We start from the raw sequence: 25,689 nt of genomic DNA on the forward strand, positions 1-25,689 counted from the left end.
AAAGTTTCACTTTATACATATTATAAACGGCATATCCTTTTTCATAAAGGAATATGCCGCTTCTTTTTTATATTAACTAACTTGCTTTTGTTTTTCTTTCTTTTTAGGGCCTGTAAAGAGGCGTTCATTTCCCATAAGTAAAATACAAATAATACTTAGTACAGCCGGGATGAGTGCCCAGAAGAATGTATTCGCAATAGATGTAGCGAGAGCTTCTTTAATACCCGCTAATATTTCAGCAGGAATTTTTGCGGTAGCGCCTGGTGATAATAAGAAACTTGTGTCTCCGCCTTTTGGAGCTAATTTTGCTAGTTCAGGGGGAAATACAGAGTTTAGTTTATCTGTAAAAATATGATTTTGAATTGTACCGAAAATCGTTACACCAAGAGTCATACCGAGTGATCGGAAGAATGAGTTTGTTGATGTCGCCGAACCACGGTCCCGCATTTCCAACTTGTGAATAGAAGACATACTTAATACTGAGAATGAGAAACCAACACCAAGCCCAGCGAGAATCATAAATAGTGTTACGAGTAAACGAGGTGTGTCCATTGTTAAAGTACTTAATAAATAAATACCAAGAACGAAGAAGAAACCAGATACCATCATAATGTTACGATAGCTTGTTCGAGACGCTAATTGTCCTCCGGTTTGACTTCCAATTACAGAACCAACCATCATTGGTGTTAAAATTAATCCAGCATTAGAGGCGGAACCTCCAAGAACGCCTTGAATGAAGATTGGAATATAAACTGTACAGATAATAAAAGCGGCACCATAGAAAAAGGCAACTCCTTGACTAGCTGCGAATAAAGGTTTTTTAAATAGATGGAACGAAATAATAGGCTCGGTTGCTTTTCGTTCTACAAAGAAGAAAATAATAAGCGTAATAACTACTGTTGTAAATAAGCCAATAATTACAGTAGAATTCCAGGCATATTCTTTACCACCAAGTTCTAATGCGAACATTAAGCAAACGATACTTATGACAAGTGTAATAGCACCAGCCCAATCAATTTTTTGTTTTCTAAATTCTAGAGACTCACTGTAGTATTTAGTAATGAAGAAAAAGGAGATAAGTCCTAATGGAATATTAATATAGAAGACCCAATGCCAACTTATATAGTCTGTAATATAAGCACCTAATAAAGGACCGAATACACTAGATGTCCCGAAAACAGCACCGAATAGTCCTGTCATCTTTCCACGTTTTTCTGGTGGGAAGATATCGTACATAATTGTGAAGGCGATAGGCATAAGGGCACCACCACCGATACCTTGAATAGCTCTATAAATACTTAATTGCTCAATACTTGAAGCTGTTCCGCAGAGCGCAGAACCGAATAAGAAAAGAATGAGGCCACCAATATAAAAACGTTTCCGTCCGTACATATCAGAAAGTTTCCCGAAGATAGGCATCCCTGCCATTGTTGCTACCATATAAGCTGATGTGACCCAAACAAACTTATCAAATCCTCCTAGGTCTCCAACGATTGTTGCCATTGCGGTTGCAACGATTGTATTATCCATTGCGGCCATTAATATACCAAGCAGTAAACCAGCAACAACAAATTTTGTCTTGTTGGCTTCTTTTTTTAATGGTTGAGTTTCCAAATATAACCCTCCTTTAGAAATAAGTAAACTATATTAAGTTTTGAGTGCAGTGGATAAAAAATTTTAATGTATAGTTGATTTTAATTTCTTTTCCATAAGTGCACTGATATGCCATAAAGAATATTATAGTCAAATTTGACTATAAGGCAAACTTTTTCTTACGTCAAAATATTCTTTCGTATGAGTAGAGAACGAGTGAGCCATACTGAATATTGCTATGAAGGGAATGAAGTAAATTGTAAAAAAATTTCATAAAGAACACCTTCTGTTAATAGATGAAAAATGGTTTTTTCTTCATATTGTCGAATAGGATAAAAGGAAGAGAAATATTAAACATTGCTTGTAGCAAGCTTTAGTAATTTGGGGAATTCATTGTGTGTATGTTACATCTGAAATGAGGTGAATATATATTATGAAAATATGGGGACGAATTTCGGATACAGGAAAGTATTCAATACCGCTACAACCAGTATTGTGGATTGACGGATCGAAAAAGGAAAACGAATTTCCTCAAGTAGCCGTTACATTACAAATTGGTAGTATGTATACAGAACAGTTTTCGTATGAATTGACCTACGATGTAAACGACATACTTATTATGCGAATTGAAGTGGAAAATAAAGGGGTAGAAATGATTTCGAGAGTTGTTGTAAGTCATATGATTCGAGATTACTTTGCTTATATTCCTAATTCTTTAAAAGTTGATAAGGGGATAAGTGAGTTTTTATTCCAGCTTGTTAGATGGCGAATTGATGATTTGTTACCGAATGAGAAGGTGGAACTACGTTGTAAAATAAAAGCTAATAAAGATAAAGCTCTTAAACAAACATTCTTTCAGGCTACATATACATTTCAAGATAAAGAGATATCATATGGCCCACTGCAAACAAATGAAGTTGTTGTGCGTCAATGATAAAAAGGAACCTGTACAAAAGGTTCCTTTTTTAGTGAAGGTTGTGTTTTTTGAGTATTTTCTTTTGCTCCATTCCTTTTTTTCCTACATAGTTATTTTTGTAGCCAAAGTATAGAATAAATAAAAATGAAACAACATTAACAATAGCGTCGATTTGATCGTTTGTAATAAAGTGTATCCCGAAAGAGGTAAATAATAATTTTAATGATAATAGAAAACCAGCTAGTAAACGCATAGCATCTGATAGATTCTCTTTTTGTAGCATATAGATTACTCCTTTCTATAAAAGTTATATATTATATATATGAAATAGAGTAGAAAAGGTATACAAGCTTAAGCAGAAATGTACATTGCATATGTACATTTTTTATTTTGTAGAAAAACATTATTGATATAGAAACATATATTGGTATAAAAGGGGGAAAAGTATGAAACATAAAGGGAAAATTAGTGGATTATTGCTTGGCAATACTGTGGCAGTTACAGAATGGATTGCACTTCAGGATGTAATTGCAAAACTGGATTCACGATCATTTTATACCGTCTTTATTATTTATATATTGCAAATGATATTAAGTTATTATTTTGGACATTGGTACGATAAAAGAGCGAACGAGCGTATGGGTATGGAAGTAGGAGGAATGGCAAGCAATGATTTTGTTGTTGATTTTTTTGGGAAAGTAGCTGCTTTATCTGAAAGAGATTCTCGTAATATTACAGTGTACATTCTTTCTGTAAAAGAATGGGAAGGATTAAAAGACACGTTGCAAGAAAAAAAGTTGGGAGTGTTAGTACAAAAATTAGAGAGTACCATTGTAAAGACAATTCGGAAGGGCGATGTTGTTACAAAGTGGGATGAAAATAAGTACGTTATTGTAGCAATTGATAATGGTCATGAAACATCAACAATAACAAAACGATTAATGAAAAATATTGAAAGTGAAATAGAAGGTGATTTACTCAGTGTCACTCTTTTATTTGGAGCAGCTAGCTATCCAGTAGAAGGAAAAACGTTTGAAGAACTGTTGAGAAAGTCGCAAAATCAATTGTACCAGTATAGAAATTTGCAAGAAAATGAGTGAAGCTTTGATTTGAAGATATATGATAGGAAGATGTTTTATTTGTAACATTTTTTTGACTTTTATTACAAAAAAACGCCGCGTTTGTAATAAAAGTCTTTAAAAATATATGAAATAAGCATATAATTATGATGGTAGTGTCAATGCAATTTGCACAGTGTGTTTTATTTTAAAAGTGTAGAGGAAAGCAAGCTCTACACTTTTCCTTTTTAGGAAATGAAAAGAATATTTGTAAGTTGTTGCGAGATATCGATTGTACTGTGTAAAATGAACAAAGAGATTAATTGATAGAAAGCTGGAAAGGGAATGATAGACGTGAGAGCGGAGCGATCACCTTTTATCAGGTGAACTATTATAGTTTTATTAAGACTGAGGTGAAATTCCGTGGACATTAAAGTAATACATAGTGTGAACAGGCCTTAAAAAACACGAAGTAGTATACTTAAAGATGGATATGGAATTGCTAAATAATTCAAAAAGAATAATGTAATATCAAGTAATAATTTGTACAAACAATATTAATGATCTTCGTAAAAAAGATGCGAGTGTATAGAACAATTACATATTTTATAACTTTTTTATATTACACGATGGTCGTTTATAAGTAGGAGGAAGAGATGTTGAAATATAGTAAATTAGCAATTGTAACTGCATTATCAATGATTTTATTAGCCGGTTGTTTCGGTCCGAAACCAGAAGAAGAATTATATGTAGCGTTTGAAAACGCTGCCAAACAAGAAAAAACAATGTTTGAAGATGCAAAAAAACTTGAGACTTTAGAGAAAGAAGGACAAGAATTATATAACCAGATTGTTCAAGAAGGAAAAGATAATAATCAAACTGTTAAAGAAAAACTGAATCAAGCAGTGAAAAATACAACTGAACGAGAAAAAGTGCTTGCAAAAGAAAAAGAAGTTTTAAATAAAGCGCAAGAAGAAGTGAAGTCAGCTGATAAGTATGTGAAGAAAATTGAAGATAAGAAATTGAAAGATCAAGCTGATAAAGTGAAAAGCACGTATGAGAAACGACACGATTCATTTAATAAAATGTATGACAGCTATGACAAATCTTTAAAACAAGAAAAAGAGTTATATACAATGTTACAAGATAAAGGTACTAAATTAAAAGATATTAGTGAAAAAGTAAAAGTAGTAAATCAATCTTATAAGGATATTGAGTCAGAAAAAGATAAATTTAATGAATTCACAAAGTCTTATAATACAGAAAAAGTAGCTTTTTATAAACAAGCAAATATTAAAATTAAAGAAGAGAAAAAATAAAACAGTTTGGCCTACACTTGGCCAAACTGTTTTATTTTTTTGTATAAGTACGACTATACCATGGAACAGGTTCACTTAATTTTTTTTCTTGTTTTAATGCTTCAGGACCAATATAATCTTGAATTGTTTTTTTTGCCACTGTTAAAGATAAGGTTGTTTTCGGATTTCGATAGGAGGATTCAAGATGACCAAGATGCGGTAGAATTCGAAAATCTTCTTTCGTAGGAGGGATGTGGAAAAAATAATCGCCTAAACGTATAAGGACATCAGATTGTTGTTGGCTAAAACGTGGGTTTCTAGAAAAATGTAATCCTTCTTTAATTGCTTTTTTTTCAGCAATCAAACGTTCTAAAGCTGTCTTTTTTAACCAGTATAAATATTTAGGATTAGTAGCTGCTTTAGCATGACGATTCACAACGAAAATAGATTGAGCTAGTCGATTAATAGAATGTTGGTTTTGTAATTGAGATTGTGGTTGTGAAGGTTTCATATTGAATCTCCTTTCAATTTTTCATTATTATACCATAAATAAAATAGGTATTTATTATACGCAAAAAGTGATTGTATATATTTTCAATATTAAAGCAATATTGTTACAAAAAACAACTATTTTGTATAATAGTAATAGAATATGTTTTTGAAATTTGATAATGAAAGAGTGAGAAGTTTGAAAGAAATATTAAAACAACAGTATGCCATTATAGATATTGGATCTAATACAATGCGTTTAGTTATTTATGAAAAGCAAAATGGAGGTTTTTATAAAGAGATTGAAAATACGAAAGTTGTTGCTAGGTTAAGGAATTACTTAATTGATGGTGTGTTGAATGAAGAGGGAATAGAAGTATTATTACAGACATTATTTCAATTTCAAGAAAGTACAAGATTCCATCAGTTGCATCATGTACTTTGTGTTGCAACAGCAACAATTAGACAGTCGGAGAATCAAGAGGAAATTAAAAAGCTTGTCGAAGGACAAACGGACTTTACTCTTAGAGTATTATCAGAGTATGAGGAAGCGCGTTACGGATACTTGGCGGTTATGAATTCTACATCGTTTTCAGAAGGAATAACGGTAGATATCGGCGGGGGAAGTACGGAAGTTACATACTTTAGAAATAGAGAAATTTTATATTACCATAGTTTTCCATTCGGGGCACTTTCTTTAAAGCAACAATTTATTAAAGGGGATATTCCTACTAAAGATGAGTTAGAGGGAATGCAACAGTATTTAGAGTTTCAATTTCGAACGTTACCATGGTTAATCAATAAGAAATTACCTCTTATTGCAATTGGTGGTAGTGCTAGGAACTTAGTGAAAATCCATCAAAATTTAATATGTTATCCTATAGCAGGATTACATTTATACAAGATGAAAGAAGAAGATATTGAAAGTGTAAAAGATGAATTGGAAAAATTGTCGTTCATAGAACTTCAGAAATTGGAAGGATTGGCAAAAGATCGAGCAGATACGATTATTCCAGCGGTTGAAGTATTTCATACACTTGTTAATGTTATAGAGGCACCGGCATTTGTATTAAGTAGAAAAGGGTTAAGAGAAGGTGTTTTCTATGAAGAGTTGACAAAAGATTTGGGGATTTCATATTATCCGAACGTAGTTGAAGAAAGTCTGCATTTACTATCACATGAATACGAAATGGACATGGAATTTGTTATTCAGCTTATTAAATATGGAAGACTAATTTGCAAACAACTTGAGGAAATAGGGCTTATTTCTATGTCAGTAAAAGACTGGGAAGTGTTCCATCAAGCAGCGAAAGTATTTAATATAGGCAAATATATAGACGAAGAAGCAAGCCGTTTACATACGTTTTATTTATTAGCGAATAAGACAATTGATGGCATGATGCATAAAGATCGAGTAAGGCTAGCGCTTATTGCATCGTATAAATCAAAAATGTTATTTAAACAACATTTATCTCCATTTGAAGGTTGGTTTGATAAAAGCGAGCAAAAAAAAATACGCCTGTTAGGAGCTGTTTTACAATTTTCAGCTACTTTAAATGTAAGGCAACGATCGCTTATTGATACCATATCTATAACAGAAAACGAAGAAGGATTAACATTTAAAGCTTTATGTGAAAAATCGGCATTAGCGGAAAAAGTGCAGGCTGAAAAACAAAAAAAACAGTTAGAAAGAGTATTAAAAACGAATATTAACTTGTTATTTGAACTAAAACATTAGGTTGTACGGATGTCTTTACGAAAAATTTACACTTTATAATATTGTAATTTGCTAAAATAAAAGTAACTAAATTATAGTAAAAAAGTTTCAAGGGGAAGTGTGAAGAGAATGGAATTATTGAAGGGGAATGCAGTAAATTTAAATGATACAGCTTATTACAATAATCGAGAGTTAAGTTGGTTAGCATTTAATGAACGTGTCTTACAAGAAGCGCAAGATGCAAATAATCCACTTTTGGAAAGATTGAAATTTATTAGTATTTTTAGTTCGAATTTAGATGAATTTTTTATGGTACGTGTAGCGGGATTAAAGGATCAAGTGAGTGCTGGATTTAATCAGCCAGAAAATAAAGCTGGCTTAACACCAAAAAAGCAATTAAATAAAATTGCGATGAAAGCCCATGCACTAATGACAGTACAATATGATACATTTAAAAATTATGTATTACCAGCGCTTGAGTTAGAGGGAATTGAACGTTTAACATTCAATGATTTGACGAAAGAGCAGCGAGAATTTATAGAAGAGTATTTTGATGAGCAAATTTTTCCGGTGTTAACTCCTGTAGCTATTGATGCATATCGCCCATTTCCAATGTTATTAAACAAAAGTTTGAATTTGGCTACTCTTTTATATGATGAGAAGCAAGCGGAAGAGGAAAACAGGACGAAGTTAGGAATTGTGCAAGTTCCTTCATTACTTGAGCGCTTCATAATTTTACCGAGCGAAGGGCAAAAGCATAAATTTATTTTATTAGAAGACGTAATTAGTAGCTTTACTCATAAATTATTTACGGGATATACAGTATCATCTGTTACTCGTTTCCGTATTACACGCAATGCAGATTTAACGATTCATGAAGAAGGTGCGAGAGATTTATTAAAGGTAATTGAAAAAGAATTAAAAAAGCGTAAGTGGGGGGCTGCTGTTCGTTTAGAAGTTGGGAAAGAACACATTGATGAAAGAGTACTAGCGTTATTATATGAGGTTCTGGAAGTAAAAGATGAAGATGTATATATAATGGATGGTCCATTAGATTTAACATGTTTGTTTTCTTTATATAAAAAACTAGCTCCTTTATATGAACATCTTGTATATCCGGCTCTTATTCCGCAACCACCTCAAGATTTAGGTGATGAAGAAGATGTATTTGAAAAAGCAATTGAGCATGATATTTTATTACATCATCCTTTTGAATCATTTCAGCCGGTAGTTGATTTTGTCCGTGATGCGGCGGACGATCCGAATGTACTTGCGATTAAACAAACGTTATATCGTGTAAGTGGTGATTCACCGATTATTCAGGCGTTAAAGATAGCGGCTGAAAAGGGAAAACAAGTGACAGTATTAGTTGAATTAAAGGCAAGATTTGATGAAGAAAACAATGTTCATTGGGCTAAAGAATTGGAACAGGCAGGCTGTCATGTTATTTACGGTGTAAGTCACTTGAAAACACATAGTAAAATTACATTAGTTGTAAGAAGAAAAAACGGAAAAATCGAAAGATTCGTACATCTCGGAACTGGAAACTATAATGATGCAACAGCGAAGTTATATACTGATTTTGGATATATTACATCAAGAAAAGACTTTGGGGTTGATGCAACCAATTTCTTTAATTATTTAAGTGGTTATACAACAAAGCCACATTTTCATCATTTATCGGTTGCTCCATTTGATATAAGAGAGCAATTTATAGATTTAATAGATGAAGAAATCCGTTATCATAGGCAATATGGAAATGGATATATTATCGCTAAGATGAATTCATTAACAGATAAACCATTAATTAAAAAAATGTACGAAGCATCACAAGCTGGAGTAAAGGTAGAGCTCATTGTTCGAGGGACATGTTGTTTAAGACCTGGCATTCCAAATGTAAGTGAAAATATTCGTGTAGTTAGTGTTGTTGGAAGATACTTAGAGCATAGCCGTATTTATTATTTCCATCATAATGGGGAGGAGAAAATATATTTATCTTCAGCTGATTTGATGACGCGAAATATGGAGAAGCGAGTGGAAATATCTTTCCCGATATTAGATATTGAAATGAAGGCACGAATTAAGGCGATTTTACAGCTTACATTAGCTGATAATGTGAAAACACGTGAACAAAATAAAGATGGTGATTACTATTATGTTATTAATAGTAGTACAGAAGAAATTGATAGCCAAGTGAAGTTGTTTAAGATGGCATATCAAAATACAGACGCTGAATAATGAAAAAAGTAAAAACCTCTTATGTCAATAAGAGGTTTTTACTTTTTTCTACTCATATGCTCCAAAAATGGAAGGATGAGTAGAAACAATAGTTTTATTATAAGCGTGTAATGAGATGACTCGTTGAGAGAATAATATTTGAAAGAATCGTTATTTTAACTTAGTAATAGTATGGTTGCTGACATGGTCCACCGTAACAAGGATAAGGTGCTGGCGGCGGGAAAGGTGGTGGATAAGGTGGATAAAATGGTCGAGGGCCGAAAGCTAATGCTCCGCCGAGCAATCCACCAGCAATTCCAGCTAGAAAGGGAACGCCAAAAAACGGGAAGAAGCGTGAGTCGCCTACTGGACCAATAGGTGCTGAACGGACTGGAATTGGTTGATAATATGGATACATGAACATACCTCCTTTATTGGACTCACTTTTATCATATGGTAAACAAAACGTGGATGAGCGCGTACAAGAAAGGATATGTAAGAAAATAGGCGAATTATTACGAATGTTGGAGTGTGAAAATTGTGATTTCAGGTTTTGACATAAAGCGAAATGGGACACGTGTTCTTCCCAGGCCTCGATTGACATAGAGAGTTAAATCCTGAATTGTATAGAAGCCTTCAATATAGTCTTTGGCGAGTGAAGGTGTAATAATAGCTCCTAAAAAAGGAATTTGTACTTGTCCGCCGTGACTATGACCAGAAAGTTGCAAGTTGATTGGATATTTAGAAACTTTGGGCGCGATATCTGGTTCGTGAACAAGAACAATGTTATAAGTACTTTGCCGTGCATGCTCTAATGTTTTCTCTATTTTTGGTTTGCCTAATAGTATATCATCGAGACCGAAAATAGAAATTTCACTATTATCCATTAAACGAATTCTTTTTTCACTATTGAGCAATAGCTCAAATCCTGATTCACGCATGATGTGCTCATAGTATTCAGTTCCATATCCACCGTGATCATGGTTACCATAAATAGCGAATTTACCAAAGGGGGCTTGTATATTTTTTAAAATGGATGCAACGAAAGGAGTGTCAGTATACGTTTGATAATTATCAATGAGATCTCCGGTAAAAAGGACAATATCTGGATTTACAGCATTAATTTTAGAAACAACTTTAGATAAATGTTGAAGCGAGAAATAGTATCCGAGATGTAAATCGCTGAATTGAAGAATTTTCATACCATGAAAACTTTTTGGGATGAGTTGTGATTTTAATGTGTGCTGTGTAAAAGAAATGAAATGGGGCTCTATATATTTAGCATAGTAGTATCCGATGCTACTGGTTATAAATGAATAGAGACAAGTACGCATACCAATTTTTAAAAAATTTCTTCTTGTAATGTGCTTCATAAAAATATGAGTATACCTCAATGTTTTCATTCCATTTATAGGCTACTCAAATCTCCTTTCAGTTTATTTAAAATATACTTTACATAATAAAAAGTAGTATAGATTACGAAAAAAAATGAATAAAAAGAAAGTTCTTTACGCTAAAATATCAGAAAAGTTTAAAAATATAAAGATTTCTATTAAATAAAGTGATAAAATGAATGTGTATTCATTTTTTGGAGGGGATGTATGTGAAAGAAAAGGTAGTTATTATAACAGGTGGATCGAGTGGAATGGGAAAAGGAATGGCGACTCGTTTTGCAAAAGAAGGGGCACGAGTTGTTATTACAGGACGTACAAAGGAAAAACTAGAGGAAACAAAGTTGGAAATTGAACAATTTCCAGGGCAAGTATTACCTGTACAAATGGATGTAAGAAATACGGATGACATTCAGAAAATGATTGAACAGATTGATGAGAAGTTTGGTAGAATTGATGTTTTAATAAATAATGCAGCTGGAAACTTTATTTGTCCAGCAGAAGATTTATCTGTGAATGGCTGGAATTCAGTCATTAATATTGTATTAAACGGTACGTTTTACTGTAGTCATGCTGTCGGAAAATATTGGATTGAAAAAGGTATAAAAGGGAATATCATTAACATGGTAGCAACATATGCATGGGATGCTGGTCCAGGAGTTATTCATTCGGCTGCAGCGAAGGCAGGAGTATTAGCGATGACGAAGACGCTCGCTGTTGAGTGGGGACGTAAATATGGAATACGAGTTAACGCTATCGCGCCAGGACCAATTGAACGTACGGGCGGTGCTGATAAATTATGGATTTCAGAAGAAATGGCTAAACGTACGATACAAAGTGTTCCGCTTGGAAGGCTGGGTACGCCAGAAGAAATCGCTGGTCTAGCTTATTATTTATGTTCAGATGAAGCTGCGTACATAAATGGAACTTGCATGACAATGGATGGAGGACAACATTTACATCAATATCCATTTTAAAAGGGATAAAAAAATGAATATTTGATTCATTTTTTTATGGCTAAATGTGACGGAATTGTGACATATGAAAGAAAAGTGTTTACAAGAGGTCATATATACGTTATATTTAAGACCTCTTTTTTCTTCATAGTAGAATTGCTAATTCCCCTTAGCATTTTACCCCTCTAATCCCTTCAGGAAAACTGAAGGGATTTTTTATTATTTTTCCGTAAATATCATGTTATAATTTTTGAAAAGTAAAGGGAGGGAAGCACGTTGATAGATGCATTAGATGTAATGAGTAACTTGGATAAAGTCCTTCCTTATTATCAAGCTATTTTTAGTGCTGATGAGCATACTGTAATTGGATACGAAGTAGTAGGACGTATTCAAACAGAAGAGGGCATACAAAGTTTAGCTTCTTTCTTTCACGATGATTCGATTCCAAGTGAATTTCAACTGGAAGCGGATAATATTATAGTAGAAAAAGCTTTAAATCGTTATTTAGAAAGCGATCAAAAATTATTATTATTTATACATCGGAATGCTAATGTATTAATGAATGATGATGATGAAAGCTTGCTTCAACTTTTATTGAGGTATGAAGAACAAGGTTTAAATTTAAAACAAATTGTTTTAGAGATTACAGAGCATGAATGTAAAGAAGATATAGAGCAATTTAATCATTTGCTTATGTATTATCGTACATATGGTATTCAAATTTCGATTAATAAAGTCGGAACGGGCACAAGTAATTTAGAGCGTATTAGCGTGTTAGCACCTGATATTTTAAAAGTAGATTTAACGAACTTAAGGCAAACAGCACTTTTACAATCTTATCAAGATATTTTATATTCTTTATCATTACTTGCTAGAAGAATTGGTGCAACTTTGTTATATGAAGAAATAGATGCTTTTTATCAACTGCAATATGCTTGGAAGAACGGCGGAAGATATTATCAAGGTAATTATTTGAAAGAATGTTTACCTGATTTTATTGAAACGAATGTTTTGAAAGAGCGACTAGGTAATGAATGTCATCAGTTTATTCAGCATGAAAAGAAGAAGTTACAAAAAATTTATAATTTAACAGAGATGTTACGCGATCGCATTGGCGATGTTTTATCAAAACAAAAAAAGAATGAAGATATAAATGATTGGTTATTACAATTTAGTCAAAGTGTATCACAGTGTAGTTTTCGTATATTTATTTGTAATGAAGATGGTTTCCAACAATCAGGAAATGTTATGAAAAAAGATGGAGAATGGATTGTGATGCCGGATTATTATATGAAGAACTGGAGTTGGCGCCCGTATTTTCTCGAGAATATCATGAAAATGCGTTTTGAGAATAAGGCGAGGCTTTCAGATTTATATGCAGATATTGAAACGGGAGAAATGGTACGAACATTTTCTTTCCCGATTGATGATGACAACTTTTTATTTATAGATTTATCTTATGAATATTTATATGAAGAAGATGTTTTATTTTAATGCACGAAGAGATTCGTGCATTTTTTGTTTGTTTTTATCATAAATTGGTAATAGTGAAAATGGTGATGAAAATGCTGTCTATCGTTGTAAAGATTTTACGAACGAAATCTGTCCTGTCTTTGCATAATCATTGTTACAATGAATACTACAAAGACAAGTTCTTTTAAAAGGAAGGTGAAAAAATGAGGAAATATGGAATATGGCTTGTTCTATTTGTATGTGTTGCCTTTCTAGTTGGTTATAGTGTTACGACTGTTTTAGGAAAAGAGGAAGTGGAAGTCGATCGGAAAGAAGTATTTACAACGATACAAAAAGGCTATGAAACCCAGTTTTCAATTCGTGGGAAGCATTTGCCGATGAATAAGATGATAGAGACGTTATCACCGTATTTTACAGATAATTTCCTTCAAGTATTTACAGATGAAAATAGCAGAAGTGATAAACAAAGTGGTGAATATTTACTTCCGGCAAAAGAAGCACCGTTTTCTTTTAATTCAGAAACGAAAATGTCGTATGATGAAGAACATAAAAATTTATATGTATATGAGCGGACAAAAAGTGGACAGTATCAAATTGTAACATTGAAAAGGGATCAAGATAAATGGAAGCTAGCAGGATATCATGAAAGTCAGGAACTTTTAACTGAAATAAAAAGGTTGCAACAATTATAAAGTGAAACTTTTAATCAGTGGGAGGGATTACTCTTCCATCTAACTTCTTTGCTGTAGCTAAATTTGGGGTAGGAGTTTTACTACCCACAAATAGCGGGATAAGAATAGGAATAGGTATTTACCTATTCCTATTCTATATTGAGTAGTTGTTGTAACTTTTCAATTTGAAACCCTGCAACTACTTCGCCATCAATTACGACTGTTGGAGTTGAATAAGAATCATAGTCGTATAAAAGACGATTGCGAGCAGCAGCGTCTTTTTTTACGTCAAATTCTTCATATGCAACGTTATTATGCTTCAAAAATTCTTTCACAATAACACAGGGCGGACAATCGGGTTGTGTATAAACCTCAATTTTTTTCATTGTTATTCCTCCTTTTTTCTGTTTTTTATTATATTCTTCCAGTATAAAAACCGCAATAAAGAAGGGGAAATATGTTCTTTCTGTTTTTTCCTTCGCATTTCGACAAATTTTTAGTTGAGTTTCTGGCCAATAACCTTTATCCTAGAGTGTGGAACATTTTTTCTGTTATGACGGATAGAATGAGTATAGCTGTAAAACCTATTGGTAGGAAGATCAGAGAAAGGAGAGATTTCATGTCTCTACTCCAAGGAATTTTAACTCGACTTGTTAGTCTACAAGAACAAGCTGAAAGCGGTGAAGTAGCACAACGCTATTTTGAAGTGAACGGTGAGCGCAAATGTAGCGTGAAATTTTTCGATAAAAGTGAAATGTATGAGTTAGAAGTGTATCAACAAGGTGAAAAACCTCAAGTGTATCAATTCGATAATATCGACATGGTTGCAATTGAGATTTACGATATCATTTCTTGATACATATAAAAAAGGTACTGCCATGTGGCAGTACCTTTTTTAGTTCTATTACTTTCTAGTGGAATGTATAGAAGTTTTTTATTTTTCCTACAATGGTATTAAAATGAAATTTTAATCCGTGCAAGTTTGCTTATCCATGTGGAAAATGAGTCCCGTCAACCGGGTGAATATGTGAAGCTAAACTTCTCACAATCGCTGGGTTCTGCAAATAGCGGGAGAAATATAACTAGGAGGTTATCGTATGGAACGTTTACCAGTTGTGATTTGTCCTAATTGTCAAAGTTCTGCTGAGATTATTCATGTATTAACGGCTCAATCTAATCAAAATGTAATTTATACGTGCCAAGTTTGTCACTTTGTAATTCGAAATATTGAAACGAATAAAGGATAGGAAGTTATAATTTTAGTTTTTGTCCCATACAATGAGAATACGAAAAGTCTGTCTAATTGAAAGGACGTGACTCTGTGGACGGTGCACATAAATTTTACAATGTTTCAGAGAGACATTTAAATTTTGATATGGTCTTTAACCGTATTTGTAGTTTCATTGAAAAGGATCCGCGAAATTTATATCGATTATCCATTGGGACAGACTCACAAGCGCATCAAAAGGATACGAGGTTTATTACAGCAATCCATATTCATCGTGTTGGAAAAGGTGCCTGGGGCTGTTTACACCATAGATCAGTAAAAGATAAGCCGGCAACCTTACGTAAGAAAATATATTTAGAAACGCAGTTTAGTCAAGAAATCGCATGTCTATTTACGCCTACTCATATACAAACAATATGGGAGTTATTGCATCCTTATGCTCAAGATGGGGCTGGATTCATAATGGAAATTCATTTAGACATTGGGAATGATGGTTTAACAAAAGAATTTATTTTAGATATGACAGAAAAAATTCGAGCGATGGGATTAACTGCAAAAATTAAGCCAGATGCTTATGCGGCGTTTAGCTATGCAAATCGATATACGAAATGATTTTTTTTGTATGTATACGATTGCTATATATCTTTTAATAAAAACTGAATATTACATCTATTAAATAGGTTGAATTTTTTATATAATAAGAGTAACGATGCGAGTGTAAGGAGAGGGGTATATGCAAAGGGAAGTTGTTTTAACGAAGGAAGAAGAAAGTTTACTACTAGATATTTTATTTCAGCAAAATTACGCAAGTGAAATTTTAGCTGTGGAACTTACAGATATTGAGAATGGTTTGAAACAGACAGATGTGATGCAATATAAAAAAATCACAAGGTTATTTTACAGATTAAAAAATAAAGGGTATTAAGCGCTACCGGAATGGTAGTCTTTTTTTTGTGCTGTATGCTAAAATAGCTGTGTGATTGTATTTTTATTGAAATAAATTTAGGACAAAATAATAATATGAAAACGCTGTCATAAAATGTGAATAGAGTTGTGAACATAAGCAGGAAAAAGGGAAAATGGGGGATGTAATATGATTAGTATTCCGAAAGACGAATTTCAACAAATTCTTGTGAAGGATTTAATGATTTCATCGGAAAAAGTAGCTCATGTCCAAATTGGAAATAGTTTAGAACATGCTTTACTCGTTCTTGTGAAATCTGGATATTCGGCGATACCTGTCTTAGATCCAATGTATAAACTACATGGTTTGATTAGTACTGCCATGATATTAGATGGTATGTTAGGATTAGAACGTATTGAGTTTGAAAGACTCGATGATATGAAAGTAGAGCAGGTGATGAAAGAAGATATACCTGTTCTTAAATTAGACGATTCATTTGCAAAAGCTTTAGAAATGACAATTGATCATCCTTTTATTTGCGCTGTTAATGAAGAAGGCTATTTTGAGGGGATTTTAACACGTCGGGCTATTTTAAAATTGTTGAATAAGAAAGTAAGGCAACATAATCGATAACGTAAGAAAAGTGACTTCATAGAAACGAAGAAGTCACTTTTTTTTTCGTGCATATCACTTGTGTATGTATTATATTTAAAAAGACATAAAACATAAGGAAAGTTTGCGCTGGACAATTGTATTTTCTGAATGAAAGCATTCGGGTAAATTAAGGATGAAAAGCTTATTGAAATAAGGTGTATGGAAGCTAAGGAAAGAGGGAGAAAGTTGCAAATTGATGATTTTCAAATGATGGTTGTGTTAGCTCAGGAATCAAATATGAGAAAAGCGGCGGAACGTTTATTTGTTTCCCAACCTGCGCTGAGTCAACGTTTACAATCTATGGAGAAACAATGGGGAATGAAGTTTTTTATTCGCTCACAAAAAGGATTGACAATTACACCTGAAGGGGAAAAAGTTGCAAATTATGCTAAAGAAATGTTGCAAAGGGAAGAAGATATAAAAAGTGAGCTAGCTGTTTTCAGAACGGAAACTCATGGAACGTTAAAAATAGCTGTTGCATCAGTTATTGGTCAATATTGGCTCCCTCCTGTTTTGAAAAAGTTTGTGCATAAATATCCTTCTGTCAAGATATCGCTGTTTACTGGATGGAGTAGTGAAGTGCAAAAGCAGTTTTATGAAGGAGACGTTCATGTTGCTATACTGAGGGGAACACAAGAATATAAAGGTCAGAAGCAACAATTATTTGAAGATGAACTGTATTTAGTTGATAAAGAAATAAAAGATATTTCGATGTTAAAAGAAACAAATAGGCCGTTCATTCAATTTAAAAGTGATTCGACTTATTATGGACAAATACAAAATTGGTGGTATGGTTTATTTTCTAATCCGCCTAAGCGAACGATTGTAGTTGACCAAATTGAAACATGTAAACAACTTGTTTTAAATGGTATAGGTTATGCCCTTTTACCTTCTACTGTTTTAAAGGAAGTACAGGAAAATATGTATAAAACACCTGTTCAACTGACGAGAGAAACATGGTTGTTAACAAGTGACTCGGCAAGGCAGTTGAAGCAAGTACAAGCATTTTTAGAAATTATAGAAGAAATTCAAAGGGAAAAATAAGATTATTATCTTGCTACTCGCTCTTTCGTTTGGTAGAGTAACATTATAAATGGATTTAGGAGGCAACAAGAATGAAAATGATGGACGCTAACGAAATTATTTCGTTTATTCAAAAAAGTGAAAAGAAAACTCCTGTAAAGGTATACATAAAAGGGGATTTAAAAGAAGTAACATTCCCTGAAACAGTACAAGCATTTGTGAATAAAAAGTCAGGTGTATTATTCGGAGAATGGTCTGAAATTAAGACAATTCTTGATGAGAATAATAAGCACATCGTTGACTACGTTGTAGAAAACGATCGTCGTAATTCTGCAATCCCGATGCTTGATTTAAAAGGTATTAAAGCTCGCATCGAGCCAGGTGCTATTATTCGTGACCATGTTGAAATTGGTGACAACGCTGTAATTATGATGAATGCAACAATTAACATTGGTGCTGTAATTGGTGAAGGTTCTATGATCGACATGAACGCAGTACTTGGTGGACGTGCAACAGTCGGTAAAAACTGTCACGTAGGTGCAGGTGCTGTACTTGCAGGTGTTATTGAGCCACCTTCTGCAAAACCAGTTATCGTTGAAGATGATGTAGTAATCGGTGCAAACGTGGTTGTTTTAGAGGGTGTTACAGTAGGGAAAGGTGCAGTCGTAGCAGCAGGAGCTGTTGTAACAGAAGATGTGCCTCCATACACAGTTGTTGCAGGTACTCCAGCACGTGTAATTAAAGAAATTGATGAGAAGACAAAAGCAAAAACAGAAATTAAACAAGAGCTTCGTCAATTAAACCCAGAGAAATAAAAAGTAAAAAAAGCGTAAGAGCGTAAATGGGCTCTTACGCTTTTTATAGATAGAGGTGCAAAAATGACAGTAAGCAAATTTATCCAAATTCGTAGAGATTTACATAGAATTCCAGAAATCGGATTTAAGGAATGGAAAACACAACAGTATATTTTAGATTATATAGGAACACTTTCTCATGAATTTGTGGAAGTGAAGACATGGAAAACGGGTGTAATCGTTAAAGTAAATGGAAAAAATCCCGAAAAAATAATAGGTTATCGTGCAGATATAGACGGTTTACCAATTACAGAGGAAACTGGATACGAGTTTGCTTCTATTCATGAAGGAATGATGCATGCATGTGGCCATGATGTACATACAACAATCGGTTTAGGCCTTCTAACGAAAGCTGTGAGCGAAAGAATAGATGATGACCTTGTATTTCTATTCCAGCCAGCAGAAGAAGGACCAGGCGGTGCTCTTCCTATGTTAGAAAGTGAAGAGTTAAAAGAATGGAAACCAAATATAATTCTTGGTCTTCATATTGCACCAGAATACGCTGTGGGGACAATTGCAACGAAAGAAGGACTGTTATTTGCCAATACTTCAGAATTATATATTGATTTAAAAGGGAAAGGTGGCCATGCTGCCTATCCGCATACTGCAAATGACATGATTGTTGCAGCGAGCCACCTTGTTACACAGCTTCAATCCGTTATTAGTCGCAATGTAAATCCTCTTGATAGTGCAGTAATTACAATCGGGAAAATTACAGGTGGTACGGTTCAAAATATTATTGCAGAAAAATCTCGTTTAGAAGGAACGATTCGAACATTATCAGTGGAATCAATGAAGCGTGTGAAAAGCAGAATTGAGTCAATTGTTGCAGGTATCGAAGCTTCTTTCCAGTGTGAGGCGATTATGGATTACGGAGCAATGTATCATCAAGTATATAACCATGAAGAGTTAACGAGAGAGTTTATGGAATTTGTACATAAACAAACTGATATGAATGTTATTACATGTACTGAGGCAATGACGGGTGAAGATTTTGGTTATATGCTTCGAGAAATCCCTGGATTTATGTTTTGGCTTGGAGTAAATTCAGAATATGGTTTACATCATGCAAAATTAAAACCAGACGAAGAAGTGATTGAAAAGGCAATCACATTTTTAAGCCAATATGTAAAGTGGAAAGGGAATAGAAAATAAAACTTCCGCTCTCTTGAAGGTTCCAAAAAACTTTTTGTTCTGAGGTGTAAGTAACGCTCGTATAGATTGATTTTAGACATTTACATACAAATGGAAGAATTAAAGTTAATTGTACTGTTTTAATAATGAGCAGGGGGTTTAGCCACTGCTCATTATTAATTATTTGACTAACTTATATATGTTTACTTTTAGTATGAAAAGTGTGTAAAATCAATGTGAAACATAGAAAAAAGGGTGGGGAATTACGTGCAAATTAGCAGTGCGATTTTATGTTTCGTCTTATATGCGTATGTTATTATTGCGGCGGTTTATTTTGGGATAAGTTTTTATGCCTATCGTCTAGTAGATAATAATGAATATGACGAAACATACAAATGGGTGAAGAGATATTTATCACCTGTACTAGAAATTATGAATGGGTTTGTGCTCTTTTTATTTATTGGATTAATTGCTTTCTCAACGAGTTTAGTAGGGAATAAAACTACGTTATTTGTATTGGGTATCATTATTTTTATGTTGTTAGGAATAAGGATTGGTAATACGGTCTTTTGGGATGAAAGAAAAGTAGATGGTTGGACGGGAATGTTAATTCCGTGCATGTTAGCTGCAATCGTGACAAATATAGAGCATGAATATTATCAATTACATTTTTGGCTTATTATCGTTTTAACAATTCTTTCTGTTTTGTATATAAGCACAGTAGTACTAACATATATTGCACATGAAAAAGGAGATGTTAAAGGCACTCGTTTCTTTAGAGGACGGGCATTATTTTGGAGTGTGCCGACGATGGCAGTTATCGCGCTTATTGCGATATTAGTAAATGGATATCAATTTTCTAATTGGCAACTATTTTTAGAAAATTGGTGGATCTTTATCTTTTCGTTTATTGCTTTTTTAGGTGCAACGCATTATTTATTCCATCAACATCATTACATATGGGCGTTGTTATTTGCATTCACACAGCTTCTATTTGCCTTTTTTGGTCAAGAAACATTATTATTCGTTTTTGAAACATTTAGTTCTTTTGGAAATATATTTGTATTTGCTATGCTACTTGTTGGTATCGCTTTTTACTTGCAACAATATTTTTATATACAAAAACAAAAATAAGAGCTAATCATAGTTTTTGTGACGCATATAAAGTGTGTTACACTGAAAATAAATAGTACTTGAAGTTATTGGAGGAATTCTTGTGGGTGAGAAAGAAAAAGAATTTGCTGTCATTGGACTTGGTCGCTTTGGTGGAAGTATTTGCCGAGAACTAGCTCAATTAGGTATGGAAGTAATGGCAATCGATTCAGATGAGGATAAAATTAATGAATTTGCAAATATAGCTTCGCATGCTGTAATTGCAGATTCAACAGATGAGATGGTATTAAAAAGCCTTGGTATTCGAAATTTTGATCACGTAGTCGTTGCTATTGGAGATAATTTAAATTCAAGTATTTTAACGACTTTGATTTTGAAAGAGTTGGGTGTAAAAAATATTACTGTAAAAGCTCAAAATGATTATCATGAAAAAGTGTTAAGTAAAATAGGTGCAGATCATATTGTGCATCCAGAACGTGATATGGGAAAAAGGATTGCTAATAATATTGCATCAAGCAATGTGCTAGACTACCTTGAGCTTTCAGATGAGCATAGTATTGTAGAGATTATTGCGAATAAAAAAATTGATGGGCACTCTTTAATTGAATTAGATATTCGTGCGAAGTTTGGATTGAATATTGTAGCAATTAAACGAGGCAAAGAAGTTATCGTATCCCCTCGAGCTACGGAGAATATTCAAGCAGGAGATATATTAATTGTCATTGGTCATGACGATGAAGTGGATCGATTTAAACACTTTTTAAGATAAGAGAAAAGAAAAGGACAATGCCTTCATGGCATTGTCCTTTTTCTTATATTTCCATAATGATTGGTAAAATCATTGGACGACGTTTCGTTTTCTCATATAGGAATGGGGCTAATGTGTCTGTAATTTCATTTTTAATTTCAGACCATTGTGTTGTTTTACGCTCCATTACTTTTTCTAAATGAGTTGTAATTAATGTTTGTGCATCATTGATTAAATCGCTGCTTTCACGCATGTAAACGAAACCGCGTGAGATGATATCAGGTCCTGCTGCAACTTTAAATTCTTTCATATCAATGCTTACAACTACAATTACAAGTCCTTCTTCAGAAAGGATACGACGATCGCGTAATACGATATTGCCAATATCTCCAATACCGTTTCCATCAATGTAGACCGAACCAGATGGGATTTTTCCAGCTACGCTAGCTTCATCCGAACGTAAAGCAAGAACATCGCCATTATCCATAATGAAGCAATTTTCTTCAGGGATGCCACAATCATTTGCTATGTTCATGTGCATACGCTGCATACGATATTCACCATGAATTGGCATGAAGTACTTCGGTTTAATTAGACGTAACATTAACTTTTGTTCTTCTTGTCCACCGTGTCCACTTGTATGGATATTTGAAAGTTTCCCGTGAATTACATCAGCGCCAGCGCGGTACAACATGTTAATTGTACGACTTACGCTAATTGTATTTCCTGGAATTGGTGAAGAAGAGAAAACAACTGTATCTCCAGGAATAATTTGAATTTGGCGGTGTGTACCATTTGCAATACGTGAAAGTGCTGCCATCGGTTCACCTTGACTACCTGTACATAAAATAACAACTTTATTAGCTGGTAAGCGGTTTAGTTGAGATGCATCTATGAATGTATCTTTCGGGCAACGAATATAACCAAGGTTTTGTCCAATTTCAATCGCTGCTTCCATACTTCGACCAAACACAGCTACTTTACGGTTGTTTTCAACAGCAGCTTCAACAACTTGTTGTAAGCGGTGGATATTTGATGCAAAGGTTGCGAATATAATCCGTCCTTCTACTTTACGGAAAATGTCTTGAATGCTATCACCAACGCGACGCTCAGACATAGTAAAGTTTGGAACTTCACTGTTCGTACTATCAGATAATAGACATAGTACGCCATCTTTACCGATTTCAGCCATTTTTGTTAAATCAGCTGGTTCACCAACTGGTGTGAAGTCAAATTTGAAGTCACCTGTATGAACAACTTGACCTTGAGGTGTTTTCACAACAACGCCGTACGAATCTGGAATACTGTGAGTTGTACGGAAGAAGGATACAGACGTTTTTTTGAATTTAATAACGTCATCTTCTTGAATCTCGTAAAGTTTTGCTTTACGAAGTAAGCCGTGTTCTTCTAATTTGTTTTTGATGAGTGCAATTGCTAATTTTCCGCCGTAAATCGGAATGTTCACTTGACGTAATAGGTAAGGGATTCCGCCGATATGATCTTCGTGACCATGTGTAATGAATAACCCTTTAATTTTATCTTCGTTTCGCACAAAATAAGTGTAGTCTGGTATTACATAATCGATCCCGAGAAGTTCGTCCTCTGGAAATTTAATTCCAGCATCAATTATAATAATTTCATCTTGAAATTGAACAGCGTATGTATTTTTACCGATTTCACCAAGCCCACCGAGAGCAAATACAGCAACTTGGTCGTTTTTTAGAAATTTCATATCGCTATACGATTTCCGCTAATGTTAAATCAGCGTTTTCTTTTTCATATTCAAGATGAGCGCCAGTAACAGACTGAACAAACTCGATATTATATGCGAACTTATTTAACTTTGTACGAACATCCTTTTCAGACGTAGCCTCTAAATATAAAACTTTTGTATTTTCACGTACTGGAACCTCAGTTAATTTTTCTTGATAAAATACTTTAAAAATCATTTGGAAAACCTCTCCTTGTCTATGTTTTGCATTATCTGTTACTTATTATAAAGCAAACAGTCACGATTTTCATGTTTTTTCGAATGAGAATGAAGAAAAAGCCCGAAATGGGCACAATTTAAGCGATTGTCTTTTTACGGACTAGACCGTTTAAATAACGCTTGAGCTTTTTCTTCAGCTTCTTCAGCATGATTACTCCTTCCTTTCCTTATTTTAAACATGCCTATTACTAGTGAAAACTCTATCTCTGATATAAGAGATAGGACAAAAGTGAATGGTGAATCTTGTCCTTTCCCATACAGTGAAAGTTATTCTATAGTAACGATCAGTAGCCGTTAGTTATAGGTATAGTATGAGGAAGAATGGAAAAGAAAATTCATCCGAACAAGTATCTACATGTTTTACTAATATATATATGCAAAGTTTACAAATAAGGTCAGAAAGGGAACGCTTTCTTCACAGATGTTTAATATGTTATACTTTTTTTTAGAATTTGAAAAGTGATATTCAAAATAGGAATATAGAGTCCCAGAAAGGATTTTGACAAATGAATGATAAAATTGTCTTTTTTGATATTGATGGAACATTATTAGATCATGATAAAAAAATTCCGCAATCTACACGAGATGCAGTAAAACAGTTACAAGAAAAAGGTGTACATGTAGCAATTGCGACAGGGCGCGCGCCATTTATGTTCGAAGATATTCGCAGGGAACTTAATATACATAATTATGTTAGTTTTAATGGACAATATGTTGTCTTTGAAGATGAGGTAATATTTAATAATCCGTTACATCCAGATGCTTTACATAGGTTTACTCAGTTTGCAAAACAAGAAGGATATCCACTTGTATATCTTGACCATCAAGATATGAGAGCATCAGTGGAATATCATGATTATGTGAAAGAAGGCTTTGGAAGCTTAAACTTTGAGCATCCAGCATATGAGCCTAATTTTTATGAGGAATGTAATATTTATCAAACACTACTTTTTTGTGAAGTAAATGAAGAGGAAAAGTTTATTAATCATTATCCAGATTTTCATTTTATTCGTTGGCATGCATATTCAATGGATATCATTCCGAATGGTGGTTCTAAGGCAAAAGGAATTGAGAAATACATTGAAAAGTTAGGTTTTAATCGTGATCAAGTGTATGCATTTGGAGATGGCTTAAATGATTTAGAAATGATCGAAGCCGTTGGCACAGGTATTGTGATGGGAAATGGCCATGAAGACTTGAAAAAACTTGCAAATCATGTGACAAAGGATGTTAATGAAGACGGTATATATCATGGACTAAAGTGGGCTGGATTGCTATAAGTGAATATGGAACCCATTTCATAATAAAAAGGCGGAAGATTAACTTCCGCCTTTTTATTATTATCGCTCTAGAGGTTTGGAATCATCAGGAGCGGCAAAAGGATTTTCTTTATTGATATGGTCATAGAACATAACGCCATTTAAATGATCAATCTCGTGTTGGAATACGATTGCTGGTAAACCTTTTAAACGTAATTTTACTTCTTCTCCGTTAATAGAAGTTGCTTTTACTGTAATTCTTGTATAACGAGGAACATAACCAGGTACTTCGCGGTCTACAGACAGACAGCCTTCACCACCCTGTAAATATGTACGTTCAACAGAATGGCTAATGATTTTTGGATTGAATAATGCATGGCTATATAATGTACCATCCGCATCGGTTACATGAACTGCAATCATTTTTTTTGAAACACCGATTTGCGGAGCCGCTAATCCGATTCCAGGGCGTAAACTATATTTTTCAGCCATTTCAGGATCTTGGCTATTTATTACGAATTCAATCATTTCTTTTAAGGTAGTTGTATCTTCTTCGCTTGCCGGTAATGACACCTCTTCTGCAACGTTGCGCAAAATAGGATCTCCTTCGCGAATAACATCTTTCATTGTAAGCATATGTAATCTCTCCTTTCCTCTTTAGTCTACCAAAGGAGATGGAAAAAGTCATCGGCAAGAAAGGGAAGGCATTTTGGAAATTGTTCTATTATAGAGTAGTTATGTATGTGATAAAAAGAAAAAGACAGCAAAGCCGTCTTTTTCTTTCCATAGTTGTTTCGTTTTACATTAGCGAATGCAAGCAGCACCAACGATAATTAAAAGAATAAACAACACAACGATTAAGGCGAAGCCGCGTCCAGACCCGCCACAAGAACCGCCATAACCGTAGGAAGGATATGAACAAGTTGGATAGCAATATGAGTATCCGTACATGAGATGACCTCCTTTATCATTTCCCGCTAATACTGCGGTTACTATAATGTAT

General features: G+C 33.9%; 29 protein-coding genes. 19 read left to right on the plus strand and 10 right to left on the minus strand.

The annotated features are described in order from the left end of the window. Positions 1-72: 72 nt before the first annotated feature. Positions 73-1,614 (minus strand): MDR family MFS transporter, encoded by a 1,542-nt coding sequence (locus B9A45_RS09395; RefSeq protein WP_000449909.1) that lies wholly within the window; start codon positions 1,612-1,614, stop codon positions 73-75. 412 nt (positions 1,615-2,026) lie between these two features. Here B9A45_RS09395 and B9A45_RS09400 point away from each other — a divergent pair, with 412 nt between their 5' ends. Continuing rightward, complete coding sequence (locus B9A45_RS09400) at positions 2,027-2,527, plus strand: hypothetical protein (RefSeq protein ID WP_000708120.1); 501 nt, start codon at positions 2,027-2,029, stop codon at positions 2,525-2,527. A gap of 31 nt (positions 2,528-2,558) precedes the next feature. On the opposite strand, the gene B9A45_RS09405 is transcribed toward B9A45_RS09400, so the two are convergent. Next, positions 2,559-2,792 carry an SPP1 phage holin family protein gene (locus B9A45_RS09405; protein WP_000939448.1) on the minus strand — a complete coding sequence of 78 codons (234 nt, stop codon included), beginning with the start codon at positions 2,790-2,792 and terminating at the stop codon, positions 2,559-2,561. A 163-nt stretch (positions 2,793-2,955) separates the two neighbouring features. On the opposite strand from B9A45_RS09405, the gene B9A45_RS09410 reads away from it, so the two are divergent. Further along, positions 2,956-3,609, plus strand: a complete 654-nt coding sequence (locus tag B9A45_RS09410; RefSeq protein WP_000680811.1) for a diguanylate cyclase domain-containing protein — start codon at positions 2,956-2,958, stop codon at positions 3,607-3,609. 614 nt (positions 3,610-4,223) lie between these two features. Then, the gene (locus tag B9A45_RS09415) at positions 4,224-4,886 is read left to right on the plus strand and encodes a YkyA family protein (RefSeq protein WP_000922482.1); all 663 of its coding nucleotides are present in this window, start codon (positions 4,224-4,226) and stop codon (positions 4,884-4,886) included. 31 nt (positions 4,887-4,917) lie between these two features. Here the strand turns inward: B9A45_RS09415 and B9A45_RS09420 are convergent, their stop codons facing one another. Beyond that, positions 4,918-5,376: a YkyB family protein gene (locus B9A45_RS09420; protein WP_000804862.1), complete on the minus strand. Its 459-nt coding sequence runs from the start codon at positions 5,374-5,376 to the stop codon at positions 4,918-4,920. A 141-nt stretch (positions 5,377-5,517) separates the two neighbouring features. Between B9A45_RS09420 and B9A45_RS09425 the strand changes: the two genes are divergently transcribed. Both B9A45_RS09425 and B9A45_RS09430 read left to right on the plus strand, forming a co-directional pair. Beyond that, on the plus strand, positions 5,518-7,092 hold the full coding sequence (locus B9A45_RS09425) for a Ppx/GppA family phosphatase (protein ID WP_142263048.1): 1,575 nt from the start codon (positions 5,518-5,520) through the stop codon (positions 7,090-7,092). Between the two features lie 108 nt (positions 7,093-7,200). Next, positions 7,201-9,309, plus strand: coding sequence for a polyphosphate kinase (locus B9A45_RS09430; RefSeq protein WP_000421682.1), 2,109 nt, complete (start codon positions 7,201-7,203; stop codon positions 9,307-9,309). A 160-nt stretch (positions 9,310-9,469) separates the two neighbouring features. On the opposite strand, the gene B9A45_RS09435 is transcribed toward B9A45_RS09430, so the two are convergent. After that, a complete protein-coding gene (locus B9A45_RS09435; protein WP_000283738.1) occupies positions 9,470-9,706 on the minus strand; it encodes a hypothetical protein in 237 nt (78 codons plus the stop codon). 97 nt (positions 9,707-9,803) lie between these two features. Beyond that, positions 9,804-10,661, minus strand: coding sequence for a metallophosphoesterase (locus B9A45_RS09440; RefSeq protein WP_084065586.1), 858 nt, complete (start codon positions 10,659-10,661; stop codon positions 9,804-9,806). Between the two features lie 230 nt (positions 10,662-10,891). Here B9A45_RS09440 and fadH point away from each other — a divergent pair, with 230 nt between their 5' ends. The 3 genes from fadH (at position 10,892) to B9A45_RS09455 (ending at position 13,800) form a co-directional block, all read left to right on the plus strand. Then, positions 10,892-11,656: a 2,4-dienoyl-CoA reductase gene (gene fadH, locus B9A45_RS09445; RefSeq protein WP_000660913.1), complete on the plus strand. Its 765-nt coding sequence runs from the start codon at positions 10,892-10,894 to the stop codon at positions 11,654-11,656. Positions 11,657-11,911: 255 nt separating this feature from the next. After that, positions 11,912-13,129, plus strand: a complete 1,218-nt coding sequence (locus B9A45_RS09450) for an EAL domain-containing protein (RefSeq protein ID WP_000564306.1) — start codon at positions 11,912-11,914, stop codon at positions 13,127-13,129. Positions 13,130-13,311: 182 nt separating this feature from the next. After that, positions 13,312-13,800 carry a DUF3993 domain-containing protein gene (locus B9A45_RS09455; RefSeq protein ID WP_001233804.1) on the plus strand — a complete coding sequence of 163 codons (489 nt, stop codon included), beginning with the start codon at positions 13,312-13,314 and terminating at the stop codon, positions 13,798-13,800. A 128-nt stretch (positions 13,801-13,928) separates the two neighbouring features. Here B9A45_RS09455 and B9A45_RS09460 read toward each other — a convergent pair whose 3' ends face one another. Then, a complete protein-coding gene (locus B9A45_RS09460; RefSeq protein ID WP_000717875.1) occupies positions 13,929-14,165 on the minus strand; it encodes a glutaredoxin family protein in 237 nt (78 codons plus the stop codon). 233 nt (positions 14,166-14,398) lie between these two features. Between B9A45_RS09460 and B9A45_RS09465 the strand changes: the two genes are divergently transcribed. From B9A45_RS09465 to B9A45_RS09510, 10 genes are all read left to right on the plus strand, one after another. After that, a complete protein-coding gene (locus B9A45_RS09465) occupies positions 14,399-14,635 on the plus strand; it encodes a YkuJ family protein (RefSeq protein ID WP_000055151.1) in 237 nt (78 codons plus the stop codon). Positions 14,636-14,876: 241 nt separating this feature from the next. Then, positions 14,877-15,026, plus strand: a complete 150-nt coding sequence (locus B9A45_RS32140) for a hypothetical protein (RefSeq protein ID WP_000440540.1) — start codon at positions 14,877-14,879, stop codon at positions 15,024-15,026. Positions 15,027-15,100: 74 nt separating this feature from the next. Beyond that, complete coding sequence (locus B9A45_RS09475) at positions 15,101-15,619, plus strand: ribonuclease H-like YkuK family protein (RefSeq protein WP_084064007.1); 519 nt, start codon at positions 15,101-15,103, stop codon at positions 15,617-15,619. A gap of 121 nt (positions 15,620-15,740) precedes the next feature. Next, the gene (abbA, locus tag B9A45_RS09480; RefSeq protein WP_001188692.1) at positions 15,741-15,932 is read left to right on the plus strand and encodes an antirepressor AbbA; all 192 of its coding nucleotides are present in this window, start codon (positions 15,741-15,743) and stop codon (positions 15,930-15,932) included. Positions 15,933-16,100: 168 nt separating this feature from the next. Continuing rightward, positions 16,101-16,544 (plus strand): cyclic-di-AMP-binding protein CbpB, encoded by a 444-nt coding sequence (gene cbpB, locus B9A45_RS09485; RefSeq protein ID WP_000623579.1) that lies wholly within the window; start codon positions 16,101-16,103, stop codon positions 16,542-16,544. Between the two features lie 180 nt (positions 16,545-16,724). Further along, the gene (locus B9A45_RS09490; RefSeq protein ID WP_001987174.1) at positions 16,725-17,609 is read left to right on the plus strand and encodes a LysR family transcriptional regulator; all 885 of its coding nucleotides are present in this window, start codon (positions 16,725-16,727) and stop codon (positions 17,607-17,609) included. Positions 17,610-17,680: 71 nt separating this feature from the next. After that, a complete protein-coding gene (dapD, locus tag B9A45_RS09495) occupies positions 17,681-18,403 on the plus strand; it encodes a 2,3,4,5-tetrahydropyridine-2,6-dicarboxylate N-acetyltransferase (protein WP_000783241.1) in 723 nt (240 codons plus the stop codon). Positions 18,404-18,466: 63 nt separating this feature from the next. Next, positions 18,467-19,597 carry an N-acetyldiaminopimelate deacetylase gene (locus tag B9A45_RS09500; RefSeq protein ID WP_016111232.1) on the plus strand — a complete coding sequence of 377 codons (1,131 nt, stop codon included), beginning with the start codon at positions 18,467-18,469 and terminating at the stop codon, positions 19,595-19,597. A 246-nt stretch (positions 19,598-19,843) separates the two neighbouring features. Continuing rightward, a complete protein-coding gene (locus B9A45_RS09505; RefSeq protein WP_001167317.1) occupies positions 19,844-20,710 on the plus strand; it encodes a cytochrome c oxidase assembly protein in 867 nt (288 codons plus the stop codon). Positions 20,711-20,792: 82 nt separating this feature from the next. Then, positions 20,793-21,458, plus strand: a complete 666-nt coding sequence (locus B9A45_RS09510) for a potassium channel family protein (RefSeq protein ID WP_000504032.1) — start codon at positions 20,793-20,795, stop codon at positions 21,456-21,458. Between the two features lie 43 nt (positions 21,459-21,501). On the opposite strand, the gene rnjA is transcribed toward B9A45_RS09510, so the two are convergent. Next, positions 21,502-23,169, minus strand: a complete 1,668-nt coding sequence (gene rnjA, locus B9A45_RS09515) for a ribonuclease J1 (protein ID WP_000670377.1) — start codon at positions 23,167-23,169, stop codon at positions 21,502-21,504. A 4-nt stretch (positions 23,170-23,173) separates the two neighbouring features. After that, positions 23,174-23,386, minus strand: a complete 213-nt coding sequence (locus B9A45_RS09520) for a DNA-dependent RNA polymerase subunit epsilon (protein WP_000576435.1) — start codon at positions 23,384-23,386, stop codon at positions 23,174-23,176. A gap of 547 nt (positions 23,387-23,933) precedes the next feature. On the opposite strand from B9A45_RS09520, the gene B9A45_RS09530 reads away from it, so the two are divergent. Next, positions 23,934-24,707, plus strand: a complete 774-nt coding sequence (locus tag B9A45_RS09530; protein ID WP_084064008.1) for a Cof-type HAD-IIB family hydrolase — start codon at positions 23,934-23,936, stop codon at positions 24,705-24,707. Between the two features lie 60 nt (positions 24,708-24,767). On the opposite strand, the gene def is transcribed toward B9A45_RS09530, so the two are convergent. Further along, a complete protein-coding gene (gene def, locus B9A45_RS09535) occupies positions 24,768-25,322 on the minus strand; it encodes a peptide deformylase (protein ID WP_000957048.1) in 555 nt (184 codons plus the stop codon). A 168-nt stretch (positions 25,323-25,490) separates the two neighbouring features. After that, positions 25,491-25,637, minus strand: coding sequence for a YjcZ family sporulation protein (locus B9A45_RS09540; RefSeq protein ID WP_000274562.1), 147 nt, complete (start codon positions 25,635-25,637; stop codon positions 25,491-25,493). Between the last annotated feature and the right edge of the window lie 52 nt (positions 25,638-25,689).

The organism is Bacillus sp. JKS001846, assembly GCF_900176455.1.
Taxonomy (GTDB): Bacteria; Bacillota; Bacilli; order Bacillales; family Bacillaceae_G; genus Bacillus_A; species Bacillus_A cereus.